Origin of the sequence: Chryseobacterium candidae (assembly GCF_004916905.1) — a bacterium.
Classification (GTDB): Bacteria; Bacteroidota; Bacteroidia; order Flavobacteriales; family Weeksellaceae; genus Chryseobacterium; species Chryseobacterium candidae.
In genome coordinates this window covers 285091-291730 of sequence record NZ_SDLV01000010.1, presented here as the reverse complement: position 1 = coordinate 291730, position 6640 = coordinate 285091, and the positions used below count along the sequence as shown (strand labels likewise).

General features: G+C 38.8%; 6 protein-coding genes. 2 read left to right on the top strand and 4 right to left on the bottom strand.

Annotation, left to right across the window (positions count from 1 at the left end; translation table 11 throughout):
- Nucleotides 1–21 precede the first annotated feature (21 nt).
- Nucleotides 22–3054, top strand: coding sequence for a reprolysin-like metallopeptidase (locus tag EK417_RS06135; RefSeq protein WP_136521625.1), 3033 nt, complete (start codon nucleotides 22–24; stop codon nucleotides 3052–3054).
- Nucleotides 3055–3428: 374 nt separating this feature from the next.
- On the opposite strand, the gene EK417_RS06130 is transcribed toward EK417_RS06135, so the two are convergent.
- The 4 genes from EK417_RS06130 to EK417_RS06115 all read right to left on the bottom strand — a co-directional run bounded on the left by EK417_RS06130 (nucleotide 3429) and on the right by EK417_RS06115 (nucleotide 5648).
- Nucleotides 3429–3779 carry a 4Fe-4S dicluster domain-containing protein gene (locus EK417_RS06130; RefSeq protein WP_076594417.1) on the bottom strand — a complete coding sequence of 117 codons (351 nt, stop codon included), beginning with the start codon at nucleotides 3777–3779 and terminating at the stop codon, nucleotides 3429–3431.
- A 157-nt stretch (nucleotides 3780–3936) separates the two neighbouring features.
- Nucleotides 3937–4494 (bottom strand): NADPH-dependent FMN reductase, encoded by a 558-nt coding sequence (locus EK417_RS06125; protein ID WP_136521624.1) that lies wholly within the window; start codon nucleotides 4492–4494, stop codon nucleotides 3937–3939.
- Between the two features lie 3 nt (nucleotides 4495–4497).
- Nucleotides 4498–4998: a DUF2480 family protein gene (locus tag EK417_RS06120; RefSeq protein WP_076594419.1), complete on the bottom strand. Its 501-nt coding sequence runs from the start codon at nucleotides 4996–4998 to the stop codon at nucleotides 4498–4500.
- Nucleotides 4999–5021: 23 nt separating this feature from the next.
- Complete coding sequence (locus tag EK417_RS06115) at nucleotides 5022–5648, bottom strand: superoxide dismutase (RefSeq protein WP_136521623.1); 627 nt, start codon at nucleotides 5646–5648, stop codon at nucleotides 5022–5024.
- A 194-nt stretch (nucleotides 5649–5842) separates the two neighbouring features.
- Here EK417_RS06115 and EK417_RS06110 point away from each other — a divergent pair, with 194 nt between their 5' ends.
- Nucleotides 5843–6463, top strand: coding sequence for a helix-turn-helix transcriptional regulator (locus EK417_RS06110; RefSeq protein ID WP_076594421.1), 621 nt, complete (start codon nucleotides 5843–5845; stop codon nucleotides 6461–6463).
- The last annotated feature ends 177 nt before the right edge of the window (nucleotides 6464–6640 follow it).

Here is a 6640-nt window from a genome sequence, read left to right as displayed (position 1 = left end):
AAAATAACTTTAAATAAATCTATGAAAAAAAGAATTTTATTTGTTTGCGCATTAGCGTCTTGTTTTACGGTTTTCAATGCCCAGAGATGGGAGTCTGTCTCTCAGAAAACTTCACAGATAAGAGATGGAGTAGAAGTGCAGCATTCTTACAGAGTGGATTTGAAATCTCTGAGAGAAATGCTGAAAAATGCTGAAGAGACTGGAAAAAATGCACGTCCTGTTATTATTTCTTTACCAACAGCAGAAGGCAAGATTGAAAAATTTGCGGTCTATAGCAATCCTGTAATGGATCAATCACTTGCAGACAGATATCAGCTAGGCTCATATGTCGGGATTGGTGTGGATGATGCTTCTAAGTATTTAAGATTCAGTACATCCCCTACAGATATGCAGTCTATGATCATTAAAGACGGTATATTCCAGTTTATAGAGCCAATAAGTGCTGATAAACAAACTTATGGTGTTTTTTATAAAACAAAGGAGGAAGGAGACATGCATGGGTTTGAATGTGATACGGAGCATGATCTTAAAGAGATTGGTAAATTGGAGGAAAACGGGAAAAAAATGCTTTCTAATGTAGGCATTACCAACAGACCTACCAATACCAAATACAGAACTTTCAGAATGGCTATGGCTGTTACCGGTGAATATACACAATTTCACGGGGGTACAGTTGCCGGAGCTGTCGCTGCTATCAATAACACAATGACAAGGATCAATGGGGTTTTTGAGAGAGATTTTGGAGCTCATTTTAATGTGTTGGATCTTCCTGGAATTATTTATACAGATCCTGCTAACGATTTTTACATACCTCAGGCGGCGGGTAATCCGTCATTAAATTTACAGCTGCAACAAAAGCTGACAAATGATGTTGGAAATGCCAATTATGATATTGGACACGTATTTCATTGCAACGCAGGACAAAGCAGAAATGGAAATGCCGGAGGAATAGGAATTGTTTGTACAAATCCTGCCACTAATACTTCTTTAGGAAAAGGTGCCGCTTTTTCAATGAGCCCTGACCCTGTAGGAGAAGTATTTGATTTAATGGCCGCTCATGAAATGGGACACCAGCTGGGAGCCAACCATACCTTCTCTATGAGAACTGAAGCTTCAGGTGCCAATGTTGAGCCTTGGGGAGGAACAACGATCATGGGATATCCGGGAATTACTCAGGATAATATTCAGGCCAATATGGATGGATATTTCCATTATAAATCTATTTCTCAGGTATTGAATAACCTTGAAGCTAAAGTAGGATGTGGTGTTGCTGTTGATATCATCAACAATACCGCACCGGTGATTACCCCACTGGCTAATTATTCTATACCTAAAGGAACTGCCTATTATCTTGATGCTGTAGCAGCAGATGCAGAAAGTGACCCTTTTACTTATACATGGGAACAATACAACAGTGTAGGAGACAGAAATACCATTTCCGGAGATAGCGGATGGGGGTATAATGCAGAAGGTGCTATCGCAAGATCTTTACCGGGAACAGCTAACAGCAGAAGATATTTTCCTAAACTGGAAACCGTAATGAATGGTGTGCTGACAGACAAACAAGTATGGGAAACCGTTTCCTATATCCCAAGAACACTGAACTATGCAGTAACCGTAAGAGATCAGAATGCATCAAGACCCATGACTTCTACTGCTGAGACAGTTGTAACGGTAGGTAATGACGGACCTTTCAAGTTCAGCGGACTTACAACAACATCTGTTTTATATAATGATGCATCCAACACCATTACATGGGATGCTGCAAACACCAATAACGCTCCTTATAATGTAGCGGCTGTAAAAATAGATTATACAACCAATAATGGAACTACATGGACAGATCTGGTAGCCTCTACACCTAATACGGGAAGCTATACTGTACAAATGCCGGCTAATCTAACAGGTGCTGTTAAATTAAGAATATCAGCCATAGGTAATATTTTCTATGCTGTATCTCCTGCTGTAACAGTAGGGGCAGCTCCTACTTCTACTACAGCTGCTCCAACAGGAGTTTCTGTAATAGACACAGAAGTTTTAAAAACAACGGCGAGAATATCATGGAATAAAGTACCGGGAGCTACTTACTCTGTCAATTACAGAAAAGTAGGAACCGCAAGCTGGTCGAATACAACAAGCGCTGTCAACTCTGTATTGCTGTCAAACCTCGAAGATGAAACCAATTATGAAGTACAGGTAGCTGCTGTTGTGAACACTGTTCCTGGTGCATTCTCAACTAATTATACTTTTAAAACAAAAGGGCTGAGAACTGGTACAGATTATTGTTTAATGACTACAGGAGGAAATGGCGGAAGCTTTAATAGCGGTCTTGTAAGATTGACATTATCTAACCTGGCTTATGTATTTACCGGATTGGATGTTTACAAAACATATCTTGACTTTAGTGAAGATGCAACCAAAGTTGTTAATTTAACAAAAGGAACTCAGTATACCGCAAGCTTTAGAAACCTTGCTGGAGGAAATTATAATGACTGGCTTGAAATCTGGATAGATTACAACAGGAACGGAGTATTTGAAAGCTCTGAAAAAGTAGCAACTGACGGAGCACTTCCTGCCTATGTTGCTGCAGCACAGGCTTATCTTCGTGATGGAAATGTAACATTTACAGTACCTGATACGGCATACTCTGGTGAAAAATTGCTGAGAATGAGAGTCGCAAGTACTTTCTTTAATGCAGCCAGCGGACCTTGTGGAAGCCCTACGGTACCTGTAAATGGTGGAGGAATTGTTTCTGTAGGGTCTTTCAGAGATTTTTCTGTTAGAATTTCGGAAAATGCTAACCTTGCTGTTAAAGATATAGTTGACACAAAATCATCCGAAGTATCTATTTATCCTAACCCTGCGGATACATTTATAGAAGTGAAGAACCTTAAAGGTAAGGCAGATTACAAAATCTACAGTGCAGACGGAAGATTAGTTCAGCAAGGTAAAATTGAAGGAAAGATCAACGTTGCTTCTCTGATAAAAGGAATGTATGTGATCACTATAAAAGATGATAAGAATACTTATAATACTAAATTGATCAAGAAATAACACAAATGAATCTTCGCACATCAGGATCTAAAAAAGCGGGGAGAAAAAAGATTTATTGAACTGAAAAAGGCTGTCTCATCAAGGGGCAGCCTTTTGTTCTTACTTATGAATTCAGGTGACTGTTAAAAAATTAAAGCATTGTCATTATTGATTTTTCCGAATGCATCCGTTCTCTATTTTCCTGGGATTCCTGTTTGGTAGCGGCAGTTCTCTTTCTCATACGGTATTCCTGGAGTAGAAACCCTTTTACACAAGAAGTCTGTACTGAAATTAAAGAGAAATAAATTTTAGCTGAACCGAAAAAGAATCTAAATATAATAGGGCGCGCTTTAGCCCGCCCTCCATTGAAATTAAATATAAAAGATAGAAGTTTATTAAGCACTGTGCATGAATTTTTGTCTGTCCAATAGTACTTCTTCAGTTTCCCGATGATCCGGGTCATCCACACAGCAGTCTACAGGACAAACAGCTTTACATTGAGGTTCTTCATGAAAACCTTTACACTCTGTACATTTTCCGGATACAATATAATACACTTCATCTGAGACAGCCGGATGGTAGGCATCGGCATCGCCTTCAGTACCATCAGGAAATGTTATATGTCCTGAAAGTTTTGTTTTGTCTTTCCAGCGCCAGTCGATAGCACCTTCGTAAATGGCTGAGTTGGGGCATTCAGGTTCGCAGGCTCCACAGTTGATACAGGCATCTGTTATTTTTATAGCCATATGGTTTGAATTTAAAGGGTTTAAAAAAGAGATTTCTTCAGCCTTGAACGATTGGGAAATCCCCGCTAAACTTAATGACAGCAGTTTAACACTGTTTTTTGAAAATAAGCAGCATAAAGTGTGCTGTTTTTATTTTAAATCTTTAATATGCAGTAATTTAGTTGATAATGGCAATTTTTTTAGAAGTTGCAATGCTGATAAGTTTATCAAACTTCCCGGAATAGAGTTCTGAAATTTGAGTGGATGGGTCAGCTGCAAATAATGATGATCTGACAATCGGAACGCTGAATGGCAGTGGCCAGGCACGCAGTGATTTGGCTATAGAATCCATAGTGTTGATTCCCTGCATGGCCTGCAGCCCGTCTGCCCAGCACACCAGTCCTACGGTTTTATCCGTGAGATAAGGCTCGTACCTGTTGGCGGTTACCTCAAGCCAGTCCAGACAGTTTTTCATCACTCCCGGAATGCTTCCATGGTAAAGAGGAGCCAGCCAGATATGCAGATCAGCATCTGTGAACATCTGTATCATACGCTCTACTGCCAAAGGAGTTTTGGTGAGTGTAACATCGAATAAAGGAATGCCGGAATTAGCAAGGGTAAAAATATCAGTCTGAATTCCCAGCATTTTTATACGTTCTGAAAAATAGTCTGAAATCAGTCCGGAAGTAGATACAGTTCTTCTTTCCAGCGATCCGTTGAATATAATAGCTTTCATTTTTTATTGTTTAAAAATTACTTTGGGTAAGCCAATCTCACCATACATCAGTGTTTTAACCAGAGGTTTCAATAATCCCGCTGCTAATAAATATAGAGAAGGATCATGAGAGGTACTTGCCCGTACAACCACTTTCTGATTTCTATACTGTTTCAGGTCTGCATAGATGAAACGTCGTTTCCAGAGATCCAGGAGAACAGTTTCTGCATTGTTTAGATCAACATAAGAAGCATAGGGAGACAATTTTTCCATGATCAGCATATAGGCCCAGGGTGGAATGACAGCATCCGTAGAACAGATGATTGCTACTGCTTTTTCGTCATAAACAGAAAAGTCCACCGCAGCAATTGATTCTTTAAATTCTTTTTCCTTAACAATCATTCCCATGAAAAGGTGATCTTTGATATCCAGTTCTACAATTTCCGTAGTCGGTTTGTAATCTGAAAGGTCAAGAGCAATAATGCCTGAAGCCTTTGCTTTATTGATAAAATTTTCCTCAGTCATAGTTGGTTTACTTTCAGTGTTACTTATCTTACTTTCGACAAAGCTTCTTCATATTTTCTTTCAACAGCCGACCAATCAAGTACAGACCAGAAAGCATCCAGATAATCTGCACGTTTATTCTGATAATTCAGATAATAGGCATGTTCCCAAATGTCTATCCCAAGAATGGGGAAACCTCTGTTCATCGAAAGAATATCCATCATCGGGTTATCCTGGTTAGGAGTAGAACTGATGGCCAGTGATCCGTTGAATTTTACAAATAACCACACCCATCCGGAACCGAACTGTGATAAACCTGTTTTCTTCATTTCTGCCTTAAGATTTTCAAGACTACCAAAAGTTGAAACAATAGCTTCATCAAGTATGCCCGCAGGATTCAGCTTAGGTTGTGGTGAAAGAATTTCCCAGAATAAAGAATGATTATAATGACCTCCGCCATTATTCCTTACAGCAGGACTATACTCGCTTATTCTCTGCAGTAGAGAATCCAGATCCGGATTGGCTTCATTGGTTGGTGCCAGTGCAGCATTCAGGTTGTCTACATAAGCCTGGTGATGTTTTTGATGGTGAATGGTCATCGTTTGTTTATCTATAAAAGGAACCAAAGCATCATAAGCATAAGGTAACTGGGGTAACGAAAATGAAGTCATTGTATTTATTTTTTTGATTAATGTGGTACAAAGGTAAAAATATATTTCAATAAAACAACTTTTAGGTTGTTTTATTGATTTTGCATTTGAAATGAATAAAAGATTGTAAATCTTTGTGTTAAGCTTTAATTTTTGAGGTTATAGAAAATGACTATATTTGTTGTTGAAAAATAAAACAACCTAAATATTGTCAAATGAAGAAGCCGGCTGCGGATCGTATTCTGATGTTTTTAAAGATGAGGGGTGAGGCTACATCGCTTCTTATTGCTGAAGAATTGTCGATTACCAAGGAAGGGGCAAGGAAACATTTGCTGAATCTTGCTCAGGAAGGATTGATCCGGTCTTCGGTAAAAAGCGAAGGCGTTGGCCGTCCATCTACATACTATACTCTTACAGAAAAAGGATTGGCTCAGTTTCCTGATACCCATGCAGATGTAACAGTTCAGATTTTGAAATCAGTAAAAAATCTTTTGGGTGAAAATGCATTGGATCTATTAATCAGTGACCGTGAGAAGAATACTCATGAGCGTTATGAAAAAGTACTTTCAAAGGCAAAATCACTGGAACAGCGCCTTGAATCTCTTTCAGAAGTGCGTAGTGAAGAAGGCTATATGGCAGAATGGAAAAAAGAAGGTGATGACTATTATCTGATTGAGAATCATTGCCCGATATGCGCTGCAGCAAAAGAATGTCAGGGTTTCTGCCGTGCAGAATTGTCCAATTTCCAATCGCTGATAGGAAAAGAGTATAAAGTGGAAAGAATAGACCATATTATTTCGGGAGGGCAGCGCTGTGTCTATAAAATCAGTCAGTAGTTCGCATGTATCAATCCATAAAGATTTGAAAATCAATTTATTTATATTGATTGGGGTTTCGTATAAAAATAAAGAGGCTGTCCTGAAAGTTTGGACAACCACTTTATTTGCTGATTTTATTCGTACCCCTATACAGTAGGAATATATTGATATTTGATTCTTAGAGGGTGTATCTGA

Bases quoted from the DNA above. Each gene is read 5' to 3' on its own strand.
- EK417_RS06130 (WP_076594417.1), bottom strand. From the start codon at position 3,779: ATGGCTATAAAAATAACAGATGCCTGTATCAACTGTGGAGCCTGCGAA.
- EK417_RS06115 (WP_136521623.1), bottom strand. From the start codon at position 5,648: ATGACTTCATTTTCGTTACCCCAGTTACCTTATGCTTATGATGCTTTG.
- EK417_RS06135 (WP_136521625.1), top strand. From the start codon at position 22: ATGAAAAAAAGAATTTTATTTGTTTGCGCATTAGCGTCTTGTTTTACG.
- EK417_RS06110 (WP_076594421.1), top strand. From the start codon at position 5,843: ATGAAGAAGCCGGCTGCGGATCGTATTCTGATGTTTTTAAAGATGAGG.
- EK417_RS06120 (WP_076594419.1), bottom strand. From the start codon at position 4,998: ATGACTGAGGAAAATTTTATCAATAAAGCAAAGGCTTCAGGCATTATT.
- EK417_RS06125 (WP_136521624.1), bottom strand. From the start codon at position 4,494: ATGAAAGCTATTATATTCAACGGATCGCTGGAAAGAAGAACTGTATCT.